Below are 15774 nucleotides of genomic sequence, written 5' to 3'. Positions count from 1 at the left end.
CTCTCTCAGCCGTTGACGGGGGAGAAGATGACGATCATGTGCCGCACGAAGAACGGCACGAACAGGAGCACCCACACCGCGAGGACGCCCCAGAAGAGCTGGCGGTGGTAGCGGGGGCCCTTGGACCAGAAGTCGACGAGCATCACGCGGATGCCGTTGAACGCGTGGAACAGGACGGCGGCCACGAGGCCGGCCTCGCCCAGGCCCACCACGGGGTTCTTGTAGCTGCCGATGACGGCGTTGTAGGACTCCGGCGAGACGACCACGAGGGCCGTGTCGAGCACGTGCACCAGCAGGAAGATGAAGATCAGCACCCCGGTGATGCGGTGGCCGACCCAGGACCACATGCCCTCGCGGCCCCGGTAGAGGGTGCCGGTGGGCCCTGAGACCGTCGGCATCAGCGTGCGTGCCACGGAGTGCGCCTCCTTGTTCCCCGCGCCAGTGGTCCCTGCAGGTGTGCAGGGGGCGCCCGCCTCGGGAGGACCTGAGCGCTGGCTGGTGCCTCGCTGTGGTCAGGCCGGGACTGCGGCGTCGCTCGTGAGCGTAGCGCCGCCGGGAGATCGTGCTCCCCGGACGGCGCGCTGAGGTGACCTACGCCTCACGCCGTTGTGCCAGGCTGGCGAGGTGACGTCAGCTGACACGCGCCCCGGCCGCGCCGCGTCCCGCATCGACGGCTTCGCCGCCGTCGTGCCCGCGGGGGGAGCCGGCACGCGCCTGTGGCCGCTCTCCCGCGCCGGCGCCCCGAAGTTCCTGCACGACCTCACCGGCTCCGGCCGGTCGCTGCTGCAGGCCACCTGGGACCGCCTCGAGCCGCTCTCCGGCGCGGAGCACCTGCTGCTGGTCACCGGCCGGTCGCACGCCGACGCGGTGCGGGCCGCGCTGCCGGGCCTGCGGGCGGGCAACCTGCTGCTGGAGCCCTCGGCCCGCGACTCCATGGCCGCCATCGGCCTGGCCGCCGCGGTGCTCGAGCACCGCGAGGGCCCGGACGCGGTGCTCGGCTCGTTCGCCGCCGACCACGTCATCGACGACGACGAGGCCTTCGGCGACGCCGTCGCGCAGGCCGTCGCCACGGCCCGCACCGGAGCGGTGGTGACCATCGGCATCACGCCCACCGGCCCCGCCGCCCAGTTCGGGTACGTCCGCAGCGACGGGCCGCTGTCCGTGCCCGGCGCCCCCGACGCCCTGCGGGTGGCCGAGTTCGTGGAGAAGCCGGACGCCGCGACCGCCGCCGGGTACGTCGCCTCGGGCGACTACCGGTGGAACGCCGGCATGTTCGTCGTGGGCGCCGGGGTCCTCCTGGGCCACCTCCACGAGCAGCTGCCGACGCTGGCGGACGGGCTGCGCGAGATCGCCGCCGCGTGGGACTCCGACGGGCGCGAGCGGGTCCTGGACGCGGTGTGGCCGGGCCTGGTGAAGATCGCCATCGACCACGCCATCGCCGAGCCCGTGGCCGCCGCGGGCGGCGTGGCCGTGGTGCCGGGGGCCTTCGGGTGGGACGACGTGGGCGACTGGGACTCCCTGGCCACCCTCCTGCCGGGCGCCGCCTCGCGGGTGGCGGTCCTCGGTGACGACGACGCCGTGCTGGGCCTGGCCGCCACGGGCCTGGTGGTGGCCGGCAGCGGCGTGCCCGGGCGGACCGTGTCCGTGCTGGGCGTTCCCGACGTCGTCGTCGTCGACACCCCCGACGCCCTGCTGGTCACCACGCGTGAGCACGCGCAGTCCGTGAAGGGCCTCGTGGGGGCCTGGCGCGAGCGTGGGCGCGACGACCTGGTCTGACGCGCGCATGATCCTGCGGTGACCTACCACGTCCGCCGGTCCCCGGAGCGCGAGCCGTCGCGCCCCCGCACCCTGACCGAGCTCCTCGCGCCCCGCCTGGAGGCCCTGGTGGCCTTCCGGCGGGACCTGCACGCCCACCCGGAGACCTCGCACGCCGAGCACCGCACCACCGCGCAGGTGGCGCAGCAGCTCCGCGACGCGGGGCTGGAGCCGTCCCTGCTGCCCGGGACCGGCCTGGTCTGCGACGTCGGGACGGGCCCGCGCACCGTGGCGCTGCGGGCCGACCTCGACGCGCTGCCGCTGGCCGACGAGACCTCCAGCCCCTGGTGCTCGACGGTCCCCGGCGTGGCGCACGCCTGCGGGCACGACGTGCACACCTCGGCCGTGCTCGGGGCCGGCCTGGTGCTGGCGGACCTCGCCCGCGCGGGCCAGCTGCCGGGCCGGGTGCGGCTGGTGTTCCAGCCGGCCGAGGAGGTCACCCCGGGCGGTGCGCTGGGCGTGGTGGCCGCCGGCGCGCTGGAGGGGGTCGAGCGCATCTTCGCCGTGCACTGCGACCCCCACACCGACGTCGGCCGGGTGGGCCTGCGCGTGGGCGCCATCACCTCCGCCTTCGACCAGGTGAAGGTGGAGCTGCACGGTCCCGGGGGCCACACCTCGCGGCCGCACCTGACGGGCGACCTCGTCTTCGCCCTCGCCAAGGTGGTCACCGAGGTGCCGGCGGTGATGTCCCGCCGGCTCGACCCCCGCGCCGGCGTCTCGCTGGTGTGGGGCAGGGTCAGCGCCGGCGGGGCCGCCAACGCCATCCCCCGGATCGGGGTGGCCGAGGGGACGCTGCGCTGCGTGCGCCAGGACGCCTGGAAGGACGCCGGCGACCTGCTGCCGGAGGTGGTGCGCGAGGTGGTCGCGCCCTACGGCGTGCGCGCCGACGTCGAGCTGCAGCGCGGCGTGCCGCCCGTGGTCAACGAGGCCGTGAGCACCGGGCTGCTGCAGCGCGCCGCCGAGGAGCAGCTGGGGGAGGGGGCGGCGGTCCCCACCGACCAGAGCCTGGGCGGGGAGGACTTCGCCTGGTACCTCCAGCACGTCGCGGGGGCCATGGCCCGGTTGGGCACCCGCACGCCCGGGGGACCCACCCACGACCTGCACCGCGGGGACTTCCAGGCCGACGAGCGGGCCATCGCCCACGGGGCCCGGCTGCTCGCCGGGGCGGCGCTCGAGGCCCTGCGGCTGCCGCTGGCCTGACGGGCTCCGCAGCGGTCGGTGACCGGCCGACCACCGGCAGCAGCCCTGCTGCGCCGGAGATCCACCTCCCGCGGGGCCCTTGGGTCACGGAACGGTTGCGATCGCGTCCGCCCCCTCGTCCCCCGCGCGAGACGGCGCCTAGCCTCGCCCCCGATGACGCCCGAGGGCGCGGCCAGCACCCCTGCCCGCCCTCCGCGGGCGCCGCGACCGCGGCGCCCCGGGCCGGACCAGCGCTCGGCGCCCAGCGCCTGCGGGAGGAACCCACTCGTGAAGAAGATCTTCGGCACCGTCGCTGCCGCCGGCGCCCTGGCGCTGGTGGCCGCGTGCGGCCAGGCCCCGACGACCTCCACCGGTGGCGGCTCGAGCGCCGCCACCGCCTCGGCCTCGGGCTCCGGCTCGAGCGTCAAGGGGTGCATCGTCTCCGACGGCGGCGGCTTCAAGGACCAGTCCTTCAACCAGGCCGGCCTGGAGGGCCTGGAGAAGGCGAAGTCCGAGGACGGCATCCAGATCGCCTCCGTGGAGTCGAAGTCGGACGCCGACTACGCGCCGAACATCCAGTCGCTGGTCACGCAGAACTGCAACCTCGTCATCGCCTCCGGCTTCCTCCTGGCCGACGCCCTCGGCCAGGCCGCGGACGCCAACAAGGACATCCAGTTCGCCATCGTCGACTCGACCGTCGACCCGGCGCGCGACAACGTCAAGCCGCTCCTGTTCGACACCGCGCAGGCCGCCTACCTGGCCGGCTACGTCGCCGCGGGCATGTCCAAGACCGGCACCGTGGCCACCTACGGCGGCATCCAGATCCCGTCCGTGACCATCTTCATGGACGGCTTCAGCGACGGCGTCGCGAAGTACAACCAGGACAAGGGCAAGAGCGTCAAGGTGCTCGGCTGGGACAAGAACGCCCAGACCGGCTCCTTCACCGGTGACTTCACCGACGCCACCAAGGGCCGCAACACCACCCAGAACTTCATCGACCAGGGCGCCGACATCATCCTGCCGGTGGCGGGCCCGGTGGGCGCCGGCACGCTGGCCGCGGCCAAGGCCGCGAACGGCGGCGGCAAGGACGTCAAGGTCATCTGGGTCGACTCGGACGGGTACAACACCCAGCCCGACTACCGGAACATCATCCTCACCACCGTGGTGAAGCAGATCGGCACCGCCGTCCAGGCCGCCGTGAAGTCCGAGGTGGACGGCTCCTTCTCCAGCCAGCCCTACGTCGGCACGCTCCAGAACGGCGGCGTCGCCCTGGCGCCGTACCACGACCTCGACTCGCAGGTCCCCCAGGAGCTCAAGGACGAGGTGACCAAGCTCCAGGAGCAGATCTCCAGCGGGGCCATCAAGGTGGAGTCCAAGTCCACCCCGTGACGCACCGCTGACCGCGCTCGGGCCCCTCGGTAGCGTGCCGAGGGGCCCTGGCGCGTCTGGTGTCCGCTGGTCGACCAGACCGCTGCGCCGGGGGGACCCGCCGCAGCTGTGGAAGGAGGTGCGGGCGTGGAGCTCGCGCTGGAGGGGATCACCAAGCGCTTCGGGGCGCTGGTCGCCAACGACGGCATCGACCTGGTGGTGGCCCCCGGGGAGGTGCACTGCCTGCTCGGCGAGAACGGCGCCGGCAAGAGCACCCTCATGAACGTCATCTACGGGCTGTACCGCCCGGACGCCGGACGGCTCCTCGTGGACGGCCGCCCGCTGGAGCTGACCGGTCCCGGGGACGCCATGGCGGCCGGCATCGGCATGGTCCACCAGCACTTCATGCTGGTGCCCGTCTTCACGGTCGCGGAGAACGTCGTGCTGGGCCACGAGCCCACCCGCGGTCCGCGGGCCGCGGGGCTGCTGGACCTCGACAGCGCGCGGCGCCGCGTGCGCGAGCTGTCCGACCGCTACGGGCTCGCCGTGGACCCGGACGCCCTCGTCGAGGACCTCCCCGTGGGCGTGCAGCAGCGCGTGGAGATCCTCAAGGCGCTGGTCCGCGACGCGAAGGTCCTCATCCTCGACGAGCCCACCGCCGTGCTCACGCCGCAGGAGACTGATGAGCTCATCGCGATCATGCGCCAGCTCACGGCCGCGGGCACCTCGATCGTCTTCATCACGCACAAGCTGCGCGAGGTGCGCGCCATCGCCGACCGCATCACCGTCATCCGCCGGGGGAAGGTGGTCGGCTCGGCCGACCCGAGCGCGCCGGAGAACGAGCTCGCGGCGCTCATGGTGGGGCGCAGCGTCTCCCTCGGGGTGGCCAAGCAGCCCGCGACACCGGGTGAGGTCACCGTCGTGGTCCGCGACCTCGTGGTGCGCGACCACACCGGAGCCCGCGCCGTGGACGGCGTCGACCTCGACATCGCGCGCGGCGAGGTGCTCGCCGTCGCCGGGGTGCAGGGCAACGGCCAGACCGAGCTCACCGAGGCGGTCGTGGGCCTGCAGGGCGACGTCACCGGGTCCATCACCCTGGGCGGCACGCAGCTGGTGGGGCTGAGCACGCGCCAGGTGCTGGACGCCGGGGTCGGCTTCGTCCCGGAGGACCGCACCCACGACGGCCTGGTGGGCACGTTCTCCATCGAGGAGAACCTCGTGCTCGACCGCCACCGCGCCGCGCCGTTCGCCAAGGGCCCCGCCCTCGACCGCGCCGCCCTGCGCGCCAACGCCACCGAGCTCATCGGCGCGTTCGACGTGCGCGCCTCCGGGCCGTCTGTGGCCGCGGGCACGCTCTCGGGCGGCAACCAGCAGAAGGTGGTGCTGGCCCGCGAGCTGAGCCGGCCGCTGCAGCTGTTCATCGCCTCCCAGCCCACCCGCGGCCTGGACGTCGGCTCCATCGAGTTCGTCCACCAGCGGATCATCGCCGAGCGCGACGCGGGCACCCCGGTGCTCATCGTCTCCACTGAGCTCGACGAGGTGCTGGCCCTGGCCGACCGCATCGCGGTCATGTACCGCGGACGGGTGGTGGGCGTGGTGCGCGCCGACGCCCACGAGAACCTTCGCGACGTGCTCGGGCTCATGATGGCCGGGGTCCCCGAGGCCGAGGCCGTGGCGCAGGCCGCGGCCCACCCCAGCGAGGTGGAGGCCGCCGCCGCCGAGGCCGGCGACGACCCGGTGGCCACGACGTGAGCGCCACCACCGCCCCCAGGACGCACGCGTCGACGACGGAGAGGACCGACCGGTGAAGGCCTGGCTGGAGGACGTCCGGCGGAGCAGCTGGCTGGTGTCGCTGCTCGCCATCGTCGTCGCCTTCGTGCTCGGCGGGGTGCTCATCGCCCTGACCGACGCCGACACGCAGAACGCGATGGGCTACTTCTTCGCCCGTCCCACCGACGCCATCACCTCGGGCTGGCGCGCCGCCACCGAGGCGTACGGGGCGATGCTGCGCGGCGCGGTCTACGACCCGCAGGCGAGCACCACCGTCCGGCAGTGGCGCCCGATCACCGAGACGCTGACCGTGGCCACCCCGCTCATCGCGGCCGGGCTCGGCGTCGCCGTGGCCTTCCGGGTGGGCCTGTTCAACATCGGCGCCCAGGGCCAGCTCATCATCGGCGTGGTGCTCGCGGGCCTGGTCGGCTTCCGCCTGCACCTGCCGCCGGGCATCCACCTCGTGGTGGCCGTGCTGGCCGCGCTGGTCGGCGGAGCGCTCTGGGGCGGTCTGGTCGGGGTGCTGCGAGCCCGCACCGGAGCGCCCGAGGTGATCACCACGATCATGCTCAACTACGTCGCCCTGTACCTGCTGGCGTACCTGCTCACCACGAGCACCTTCCAGCGCGACGGCGCCTCCAACCCCATCAGCCCGCCGGTGGACGACTCCGCGGCCTTCCCGCTGCTCCTGGGCGACAGCTTCCGCCTGCACCTCGGCTTCCTCGTGGTGCTCGTGGCCGCCGCCGTCGTCTGGTGGCTCGTGGAGCGCAGCACCCTCGGCTTCCGCTGGCGCGCCGTGGGCGCCAACCCGGCCGCCGCCCGGACCGCGGGCATGAGCGTGCCCGCCGCCTACGTGGGCGTCATGGTCGCCGCCGGCGCGCTGGCGGGCCTGGCCGGCGCGGCCCAGCTGCTGGGCACCGAGAAGTCGCTCACCGGCGGCATCGCCGGCTCCATCGGGCCGGACGCCATCACCGTGGCGCTGCTCGGGCGCTCGCGCCCCTTCGGCGTGGTGCTGGCGGGCCTGCTGTTCGGCGCCCTGCGCGCCGGTGGCGTGCTCATGCAGGCCCAGACCGGCACCCCCATCGACATCGTCCTCGTGGTGCAGTCGGTGATCGTCCTGCTCATCGCGGCCCCGCCGCTCGTGAGGGCGATCTTCCGCCTCGAGACCAAGCGCCGCCGCGGCACCGACGCCGCCGCACCGACCGCCGAGCGCCAGGGAGCCGCCGCGTGAGCACCACCGCACCCGTCGACCCCACCCCGCACCCGGCGCAGCAGGCGCCCGCGCCGGTGCCGGAGCGCGCCAGCGCCCGGCCCGTGTGGGTCCTGGCCGTCTTCGCCGCGCTGGCGCTGCTGCTCTTCGGCGGCTTCGGCCCCTCGGGCAGCTCCTCCTTCGCCCTGTCCGGCGGGGGAGCGGCCATCGCGCTGCCCGACCTGCCGCTGCCGGGTCGCCCCACCGGCTGGCTCGTGGGCCTGCTGTGCGCGGCGGTCGTCGTCGTCGTCGAGCTCGCCCGCAGGGCGGGGCGCCCGGCGCCGCGCTGGGCCGTGCCGGCGTTCGCGCTGCTGTGGGTGGTCGGCTTCCTCGTCTGGGTGGTCGCCGGCCAGCGCATCAGCCTGGTCGGCCTGCTCGGCGGTGGCCTCGTGCTGGCCGTGCCGCTGGTGTTCGGGGCGCTGTCCGGCGTCGTCTCCGAGCGCGCCGGCGTGGTGAACATCGCCATCGAGGGGCAGCTGCTGGCCGGCGCGTTCCTGTCCGCCGTCGTGGCGAGCGCCACGCAGAGCGCCTGGCTGGGGCTCGTCGCGGCTCCGCTGGCGGGCGTGCTCGTCGGGCTGCTGCTGGCGGTCTTCGCCATCCGCTACCTGGTCGACCAGATCATCGTGGGCGTCGTGCTCAACGTGCTGGTGCTGGGCCTGACCAACTACCTGTTCAGCACGGTGCTGTCGGCCGACCGCGCCCTCAACACCCCGCCCGGGCTCGGGCCGGTGGCCGTCCCGCTGCTGTCCGACGTCCCCGTGCTCGGGCCGGTGCTGTTCAACCAGTCCGTGATCGTCTACCTCATGTACGTGGCCGTGGTGGTGGTGCACGTCGCGCTGTTCCGCACCCGGTGGGGCCTGCGGGTGCGCGCCGTAGGGGAGCACCCCCGCGCCGCCGACACGGTGGGCATCGACGTCAACCGCACCCGCTTCGTCAACGTGCTCATCGCCGGTGCGCTGGCGGGGCTGGGCGGCGCCATGCTCACCCTCGGCGCGAGCCTGGCGTTCGGGCAGAACATGAGCGCCGGCAAGGGCTACATCGCCCTCGCCGCCATGATCTTCGGGCGGTACTCGCCCAAGGGCGCGCTCGCCGCGGCGCTGCTGTTCGGCCTCGCCACCAACCTGCAGGACATCCTCAGCTCCATCTCCACGCCGGTGCCGAGCCAGTTCCTGCTCATGGCCCCCTACCTGGCGACGGTGCTCGCCGTGGCGGGGCTCGTCGGCCGGGTGCGCGCGCCCGCCGCCGACGGCCAGCCCTACGTCAAGCAGTGACCCCGGGAGCCCGGCGCCACCGGTGAGGTGTCCGGAGCCCGGAGCCCTGTCCGACAGGGCCCCGGGCTCCGGACACCGACCCGCCGTGCCCGGCCCCACCGACCCTCAGGAGGACCTCGTGGACGACCGCTCGGACGACGTCGACTGGGACGGGCTGCTGACCGCCGCCCGCGAGGTGCAGCAGCGGGCCTACGCGCCCTACTCGCGCTTCCACGTGGGCGCAGCGGCGCTCGTGGACGACGGGCGCGTGGTGACCGGGTGCAACGTCGAGAACGCCGGGTACGGCGTGACGCTGTGCGCCGAGTGCGGGCTCGTGTCGTCGCTGGTGGCCGGCGGCGGGGGCCGCCTGGTCGCGTTCACCTGCGTGGGCGGCGACGACGCGCGGCTGATCATGCCCTGCGGGCGGTGCCGCCAGCTGCTCTACGAGCACGGCGGTCGGTCGCTGCTCGTCTCGACGCCGGAGGGCGTGCAGACGATGGCCGAGGTGCTGCCGCAGGGCTTCGGCCCGGAGGAGCTCGAGCGCGGCTGACCTCGGTCGGTCCCGGGACTGACCTCGGTCAGTCCCGGTGGGGCGTTCCTGGCGCGACGCATCCGCACCTGACCTCGGTCACCTCCGGAGGTGACCGAGGTCAGGTGCGGGCGGGGCGGGCGGCGGTGGCAGGGTGAGCCGCGTGACCGAGCAGACGGCGCAGACCGCGCAGACGCCAGCCCCGAAGACCGAGCCCCACGACGCCGTCGAGGTCATCGCCGCCAAGCGCGACCGCCACGAGCTCACCGACTCGCAGATCGACTGGGTGGTCGACGCCTTCACCCGCGGCGCGGTGGCCGACGAGCAGATGAGCGCACTGGCCATGGCGGTCCTGCTCAACGGGATGGGCCGCCGCGAGATCTCGCGCTGGACCGCCGCGATGATCGCCAGCGGCGAGCGGCTGGACTTCTCCGGCCTGAGCCGGCCGACTGCTGACAAGCACTCCACCGGCGGTGTCGGCGACAAGATCACGCTGCCGCTGGCGCCGCTCGTGGCGGCCTGCGGGGTCGCCGTCCCGCAGCTGTCCGGACGGGGCCTGGGGCACACCGGCGGCACCCTCGACAAGCTCGAGGCGATCCCGGGCTGGCGCGCGGCGCTGAGCAACGAGGAGATGCTCGCCCAGCTGGAGGACGTCGGCGCGGTCATCTGCGCTGCCGGCTCCGGGCTGGCCCCCGCGGACAAGAAGCTCTACGCCCTGCGCGACGTCACCGGCACGGTGGAGGCGATCCCGCTCATCGCCAGCTCGATCATGAGCAAGAAGATCGCCGAGGGCACCGGCGCGCTGGTGCTCGACGTCAAGGTCGGCACGGGCGCGTTCATGAAGACGAGGGAGGACGCCGAGGAGCTCGCCCGCACCATGGTCGACCTCGGCACCGACGCCGGGGTGCGCACGGTGGCGCTGCTCACGGAGATGTCCACGCCGCTGGGCCTGACCGCGGGCAACGCCCTGGAGGTGCGGGAGTCCGTCGAGGTGCTCGCCGGCGGGGGACCGCGCGACGTCGTCGACCTCACCCTGGCGCTGGCCCGCGAGATGCTCGCCGCAGCCGGCCGCGGCGACGTCGACCCCGCCGACGCCCTCGCCGACGGCCGCGCCATGGACGTGTGGCGCCGGATGGTCGCCGCGCAGGGCGGAGACCCGGACGCCGAGCTGCCGGTGGCCCGTCACACCCACGAGGTGCGAGCCGGCGCCGACGGCACCCTGACCCGCCTCGACGCCATGGCCGTGGGGCTCGCCGCCTGGCGCCTGGGCGCGGGGCGCGCCCGCGCGGGGGAGTCCGTGCAGGCCGGGGCCGGTGTGGAGCTGCGCGCCAAGCCCGGTGACGCCGTGCGCGCCGGAGACGTGCTCGCCGTGCTGCACACCGACACCCCGGAGCGCTTCGACCGGGCCCTGGCGGCCCTCGAGGGCGGCTGGGACGTGGGGCCCGCGGGAGCAGCGACGACCTCGGCCGTCGACGTCGTCCTGGACCGCATCGGCTGACTCCCGGGCACCCGGGCACCGTCTCCCGGTGCTGTCCTCCGAGCGGGTGGTTCCGCACCGCTGCTGGGGCCGAGGCCGTCAGTCTCCGGGCGGCGCGTGCCGATCTGACCGGCACGTCGTTCCCGAGCAGAGGAGGAAGTCGTGTCTGGTGTCACCTGGAAGACCCACGCCGGCAAGAAGGTGCTGATCGCCGACTACCGAGGCTCGAAGGGGGCCGAGACGGTCGCGCTGATGAAGCAGGTCGCCAAGGAGGTCCAGGCCGCGCCTCCCGGCGTGCTCATCCTCACCGACGTCACCGGGGTGGCGCTGGGCCCGGACTTCATGGCCGAGAGCAAGAAGCTCAACGAGGACGTCCTCGGTCCTCGGGGGGCCAAGCTGGCCATGGTCGGCGTCGACGGCATCAAGGCCCTGCTGCTCAAGGGCTTCAACGCCGTCGGGAAGGGCGCCAAGGGCGTCCCCTTCCCGGACGAGGCCTCAGCCCTGGCGCACCTCGTCGCCTGAGCCGGAGGCCGCGGCACGGGCCGGGCCGGGCGCTGAGCGGGGCTGGCTAGCCTGGCGGCATGACTGACCTGCGCGATCGCCTGGCCCGGGCCCCGAAGGTGGTGCTGCACGACCACCTCGACGGCGGCCTGCGCGCCTCCACCCTGCTCGAGCTGGCCGACGAGATCGGCCACGACCTGCCCGAGAGCACCCCCGAGGCGCTGGCCGCCTGGGTGCAGCGCCAGGCCGACTCCGGCTCGCTGGAGGCCTTCCTCGAGCCGTTCTCCCACACCACCGCGGTGCTGCAGACGCCCCACGCCCTGGAGCGCGTGGCGCGCGAGAGCGTGCTGGACCTCGCCGCGGACGGCGTCGTCGTCATGGAGAGCCGGTTCGCGCCGGAGCTGTCCACGGGAGGGGGCCTGAGCATCGAGGAGGTGCTCGACGCGGTGCTCGCCGGCCTGCACGCCGGCGCTGCGGAGGCTGCCGACGCCGGCCGCCCGATCCGCGTGGGGGCGGTCGTCTGCGCCATGCGGCAGGCGGACAGGTCGCTCGAGGCGGCGCGCGCGGCGCTGTCGCGGCGGGACGCCGGGGTGGTCGGCTTCGACATCGCCGGGCCCGAGATCGGCTTCCCCGCCACGGACCACGCCGAGGCGTTCGCGCTGCTGCGCGAGAACCTCTTCCCCTTCACCGTGCACGCCGGCGAGGCCGTCGGCCCGGAGTCGGTGGCGCAGGCCCTGGCCGTGGGCGCGAGCCGCCTCGGGCACGGCGTGCGGGTGCTGGAGGACGTCACGGTCGGAGACGACGACGGGAGCGGTCACGCCTCGGCCCGCCCGCGCTTCGGGCGCGTCGCGTCCTACGTGCGCGACCGGCAGGTGCCGCTGGAGGTGTGCCCGCGCTCGAACACGCAGACCGGCACCTCGCCGTCCATCGCGGGCCACCAGGTGACCGCGCTGCGCGACCTGGGCTTCACCATCACGCTGAGCAGCGACGACCGCCTCTGGACCGGCACCACGCTCACCGACGAGATGGTGCTGCTGGCCGAGGAGGCCGGCTGGGGCTGGGACGACTTCCGCCAGGTCACCCTCGACGCGCTCGACGCCGCGTTCATCCCCCAGGACGAGCGGATAGCGCTGCTCGAGCACGTCGTCCTCCCCGGCTGGGCAGACTGACCCCACCCGCTCCCCGTGCGTGATCATGGGCGGTCGGCCACCTGCGAGGTGGCCGACTGCCCATGATCACGAGGGGTGGGGGGTTCCGGGGTGTCGGTGGGCGGTGCCACCCTGCGGAGGCATGAGCGACGACGACGCCGTCCCGTCCGGTCCGCGCACCACCCTTGTCACCGGTGAGCCGATGCAGACCCCCGCCACCAGCGCGCTGAGGGTCTCCCTGGAGCTGGTGATGGTCGGCGTCTCCGACGTCGACCGCGCCAAGCGCTTCTACGCCGAGGTGCTCGGGTGGGGGTGCGACCACGACCAGCGCGTCTCCGACGACCTGCGCTTCGTCCAGGTCACGCCGCCCGGGTCGGCGTGCTCCATCGCCTTCGGGCAGGGCATCACCCCGCTGCGCCCCGGTGACCAGAAGGGCCTGCAGGCGGTGGTCGACGACGCCGACGCGGCCCGCGCGGACCTGCTCGCGCGGGGCGTGGAGTGCACCGAGGTCGACGAGATGGCCTGGGGGCGGTTCGTGTTCTTCAACGACCCCGACGGCAACGCCTGGATCCTCCAGCAGGTGCCCGCCCGAGGGTGACGCGCATGTCCGACCTAGCCTCGTGAGGTGAGCACCACCGCACTGCCGGACCCGACCTCACCGCCGAGCGGGCGCGCCGTCCAGGAGGCGCTGCGCGTCGCCGAGGCCGGGGCGGTCCTCGAGCCGCACCAGGCGGAGGCGCTCCTGGGCGCCCGCGGCCTGGCCGGCGGCGACCCGCTGGACAGGCTGCTGCGGGTCGCGTCAGCGGTGCGCGACGCGGGGCTGGCCGCGGCCGGGCGCCCCGGCGTCGTCACGTACTCGCGCAAGGTGTTCGTTCCCATCACCACGCTGTGCCGCGACCGGTGCCACTACTGCACCTTCGTCGACACGCCCCTGCAGCTGGCGCGCGCCGGCCGCGCCCCCTTCATGACCGAGGACGAGGTGCTGGCCCTCACCCGCGACGGCGCCGCGCTGGAGTGCAAGGAGGCGCTCTTCACCCTCGGCGACCGCCCCGAGGCCCGCTGGCCCGAGGCTCGGCAGTGGCTGGAGGCGCACGGCTTCGGCTCCACGCTGGCGTACGTGCGCCACCTCGCCGTCCGCGTCCGCGAGGAGACGGGGATGCTGCCGCACCTCAACCCGGGTGTCATGACCGCCGCCGAGCTCGCCGACCTGCGCCCCGTCGCGGCGTCGATGGGGATGATGCTCGAGACCACCAGCCGCGACCTGTTCGAGCGCCGCGGCGCCGCGCACTTCGGCAGCCCGGACAAGGACCCGGCCGTGCGGCTGCAGGTGCTCGAGGACGCCGGCACCGCCGTCGTCCCCTTCACCACCGGGGTGCTGCTGGGCATCGGGGAGACCCCGGCGGACCGGGTCGAGTCGCTCCTGGCGCTCGCGGACACGGCGCGCCGCCACGGGCACGTGCGCGAGGTGATCGTGCAGAACTTCCGCGCCAAGCCGCGCACCGCCATGCGCGGCGAGCCCGACCTGGCCCTGCAGGAGTACGCGGCCGCGCTCGCCGTGTCCCGCCTGCTCCTGGGGCCGGACCTGCGCATCCAGGCGCCGCCCAACCTCTCCGCGACCGACGACGACGGCGCCGAGCTGGCGCTCCTGCTGCGCGCCGGCGTGGACGACTGGGGCGGCGTCAGCCCGCTGACGCCCGACCACGTCAACCCCGAGCGGCCCTGGCCGCACCTGGACGACCTCGCCCGCTGGTCCGCCGAGGGCGGCTTCGAGCTGCGCGAGCGCCTCGCGCTGCAGCCCGAGCACGCCCTCGACGCCGAGCGCTGGCTCGACCCGGTGGTCCGCCCGGCCGTAGCGGCGCTCGCCGGTGCGGACGGGCTGGCGGTGCAGGGCCGCCGCCCGGTGGGCGCCGCGCCCCGCCGTCCCGCCGCCTGAGTTCAGCTCGCGGCGCCGTGGGTGCCGTAGGCGGCGGGGTCGAAGCGGGCGTTGCGCGCCCGGAACTCCGCCGCCGACGCCGGCCACAGCAGCGCCAGCCGCCCGCTGCGGTCGTCGCGGTACCAGCTCGTGCAGCCGCCGTCCTCCCACACGGTCCCGGCGGCCATCGCGTCGACCTCCCGCAGGTACGCGGCTTCGGTGCGCTCCGCCACCTCCAGCGGCGCGGCGCCGGCACCGAGGCGCCGCAGGTGCTCCAGCGCGCCCAGCACGTGCTCGACCTGCGCCTCCAGCACGTCGATCGCCGAGGAGTGCCCCAGCACCGCGTGCGGCCCGCCGAGCAGGAAGAGGTTGGGGAACCCCGGCACCGCCGTCGAGGCGTAGGCCGACATCCCCCCGGCCCACCGCTGCGCGAGGGAGCGTCCGCCCCGGCCGTGCAGCCGCTCCGCGATCGGCGGCCGCGTGGTGGTGAACCCCGTGGCCATCACCAGCGCGTCCAGCCCGAAGCGCTCACCCGAGCCCGCGACCGCGCCGCCGGGCTCGACGCGCGCCAGCGCGCTCGGCTCCAGGTGCACGTCGGGGCGCAGGAGCGCGGGGTAGAAGTCGTCCGAGAGCAGCACGCGCTTGCAGCCGACCTCGTACGACGGGGTCAGCGCGCGGCGCAGCGGACCCTTCGGGACCTGGGACGCCAGGTGCTCCAGCGCCCGCGCGCGCAGCGCCTCCAGCGCGGGGCGCTCGCGGCGGCGCGCGGCGATGCCGGCGTCGAGCTCGGCGAGCAGCTCCGCCCGCAGTGCGCGCACCGCGCCCGGGTCCCGCTGCAGCGCCTCGCGCTCGGCGGCCGGCACCTCGGCGTCCTGGCGCGGCACCACCCAGGGGGCCGTCCGCTGGAAGACCACCACCTGCGCGGCCACCCCGGCCAGCTGCGGCACGACCTGCACCGCCGACGCCCCGGTGCCGACCACGCCCACGCGGAGACCGCGGACGTCGAGCCCGGCGTCCCAGTGCGCGGTGTGCACCACCGGCCCGGCGAAGCGGTCCAGCCCCGGCACGTCGGGGGTGCGCGGCTCGGCGAGCCGGCCGACCGCGGTGACGAGCACCCGCGCGCTGACCCGCAGCACCCCGTCGGGCGTCACCGCGGTCACGTGCCAGCGCCCTCCTGCCCTGGCGACGCCGTCGCCGTCGTCGTCCCAGGTGGCGTCGATGACGTCGGTGCGCAGCCGCAGGTGCGGCCCGAGGCCCTCCTCGCGGGCGCTGGTGCGCAGGTACTCCAGCACCTGGGCTCCGCGCGCGTAGCGGTGCGTCCAGGCCGGCTGCGGGCGGAACGTGTACGCGTACAGCGGTGCGGGCACGTCGCAGGCGACCCCGGGGTAGGTGTTGTCGCGCCAGGTCCCGCCGACGTCGTCGCCGCGCTCCAGCACCACGAAGCTCTCGCGGCCCCGGCGGCGCAGCTGGATGGCCGTCGCCAGGCCCGCCACCCCGGCGCCGACGACGGCGACGTCGACCGCCAGGTGTGCAGAACTCCCATGATCACGGGGGGTCGTGTGCGCATCGCCCATGA

General features: G+C 75.0%; 13 protein-coding genes and 1 pseudogene. 12 read left to right on the top strand and 2 right to left on the bottom strand.

Features of this window, described 5'->3' with window-relative positions:
- Positions 1–5: 5 nt before the first annotated feature.
- Positions 6–398 carry a succinate dehydrogenase, cytochrome b556 subunit gene (gene sdhC / locus H7K62_RS00455; protein ID WP_186716373.1) on the bottom strand — a complete coding sequence of 131 codons (393 nt, stop codon included), beginning with the start codon at positions 396–398 and terminating at the stop codon, positions 6–8.
- A 226-nt stretch (positions 399–624) separates the two neighbouring features.
- Between sdhC and H7K62_RS00450 the strand changes: the two genes are divergently transcribed.
- The 12 genes and pseudogenes from H7K62_RS00450 to cofG form a co-directional block, all read left to right on the top strand.
- Positions 625–1776 carry a mannose-1-phosphate guanylyltransferase gene (locus H7K62_RS00450; protein ID WP_186715399.1) on the top strand — a complete coding sequence of 384 codons (1152 nt, stop codon included), beginning with the start codon at positions 625–627 and terminating at the stop codon, positions 1774–1776.
- 18 nt (positions 1777–1794) lie between these two features.
- Positions 1795–3015: an amidohydrolase gene (locus H7K62_RS00445; protein ID WP_370591529.1), complete on the top strand. Its 1221-nt coding sequence runs from the start codon at positions 1795–1797 to the stop codon at positions 3013–3015.
- A gap of 267 nt (positions 3016–3282) precedes the next feature.
- Positions 3283–4383 (top strand): BMP family lipoprotein, encoded by a 1101-nt coding sequence (locus H7K62_RS00440; protein WP_222436843.1) that lies wholly within the window; start codon positions 3283–3285, stop codon positions 4381–4383.
- Positions 4384–4509: 126 nt separating this feature from the next.
- Positions 4510–6114: an ABC transporter ATP-binding protein gene (locus tag H7K62_RS00435; protein ID WP_186715395.1), complete on the top strand. Its 1605-nt coding sequence runs from the start codon at positions 4510–4512 to the stop codon at positions 6112–6114.
- Positions 6115–6166: 52 nt separating this feature from the next.
- On the top strand, positions 6167–7363 hold the full coding sequence (locus tag H7K62_RS00430; protein ID WP_222436842.1) for an ABC transporter permease: 1197 nt from the start codon (positions 6167–6169) through the stop codon (positions 7361–7363).
- Positions 7360–8652, top strand: a complete 1293-nt coding sequence (locus tag H7K62_RS00425; protein WP_222436841.1) for an ABC transporter permease — start codon at positions 7360–7362, stop codon at positions 8650–8652. The genes H7K62_RS00430 and H7K62_RS00425 overlap by 4 nt, the downstream gene beginning before the upstream one ends.
- A gap of 118 nt (positions 8653–8770) precedes the next feature.
- The gene (locus H7K62_RS00420) at positions 8771–9181 is read left to right on the top strand and encodes a cytidine deaminase (protein ID WP_186715393.1); all 411 of its coding nucleotides are present in this window, start codon (positions 8771–8773) and stop codon (positions 9179–9181) included.
- A 142-nt stretch (positions 9182–9323) separates the two neighbouring features.
- Entirely contained in the window at positions 9324–10658 is a 1335-nt protein-coding gene (locus H7K62_RS00415) for a thymidine phosphorylase (RefSeq protein ID WP_186715391.1), read from the top strand.
- 141 nt (positions 10659–10799) lie between these two features.
- Positions 10800–11159 carry a hypothetical protein gene (locus H7K62_RS00410; protein ID WP_186715390.1) on the top strand — a complete coding sequence of 120 codons (360 nt, stop codon included), beginning with the start codon at positions 10800–10802 and terminating at the stop codon, positions 11157–11159.
- A gap of 59 nt (positions 11160–11218) precedes the next feature.
- The gene (locus H7K62_RS00405; protein ID WP_186715388.1) at positions 11219–12307 is read left to right on the top strand and encodes an adenosine deaminase; all 1089 of its coding nucleotides are present in this window, start codon (positions 11219–11221) and stop codon (positions 12305–12307) included.
- A gap of 181 nt (positions 12308–12488) precedes the next feature.
- Positions 12489–12884: a VOC family protein gene (locus H7K62_RS00400; protein WP_370591589.1), complete on the top strand. Its 396-nt coding sequence runs from the start codon at positions 12489–12491 to the stop codon at positions 12882–12884.
- A gap of 42 nt (positions 12885–12926) precedes the next feature.
- Positions 12927–14210, top strand: a pseudogene (gene cofG, locus H7K62_RS00395) (7,8-didemethyl-8-hydroxy-5-deazariboflavin synthase CofG); the annotation flags it as partial.
- A gap of 11 nt (positions 14211–14221) precedes the next feature.
- Here the strand turns inward: cofG and H7K62_RS24440 are convergent.
- A complete protein-coding gene (locus tag H7K62_RS24440) occupies positions 14222–15772 on the bottom strand; it encodes a flavin-containing monooxygenase (protein WP_186715386.1) in 1551 nt (516 codons plus the stop codon).
- Positions 15773–15774: the final 2 nt, after the last annotated feature.

Origin of the sequence: Quadrisphaera sp. RL12-1S (genome assembly GCF_014270065.1) — a bacterium.
Taxonomy (GTDB): domain Bacteria; phylum Actinomycetota; class Actinomycetes; order Actinomycetales; family Quadrisphaeraceae; genus Quadrisphaera.
The sequence above is the reverse complement of the archived record's forward strand: the minus strand, read 5'-3'. Positions and strand labels throughout refer to the sequence as shown.

Coding starts and splice junctions, on each gene's coding strand:
- sdhC (WP_186716373.1), bottom strand. CDS start 398: ATGCCGACGGTCTCAGGGCCCACCGGCACCCTCTACCGGGGCCGCGAG.
- H7K62_RS00405 (WP_186715388.1), top strand. CDS start 11,219: ATGACTGACCTGCGCGATCGCCTGGCCCGGGCCCCGAAGGTGGTGCTG.
- H7K62_RS00400 (WP_370591589.1), top strand. CDS start 12,489: ATGCAGACCCCCGCCACCAGCGCGCTGAGGGTCTCCCTGGAGCTGGTG.
- H7K62_RS24440 (WP_186715386.1), bottom strand. CDS start 15,772: ATGGGCGATGCGCACACGACCCCCCGTGATCATGGGAGTTCTGCACAC.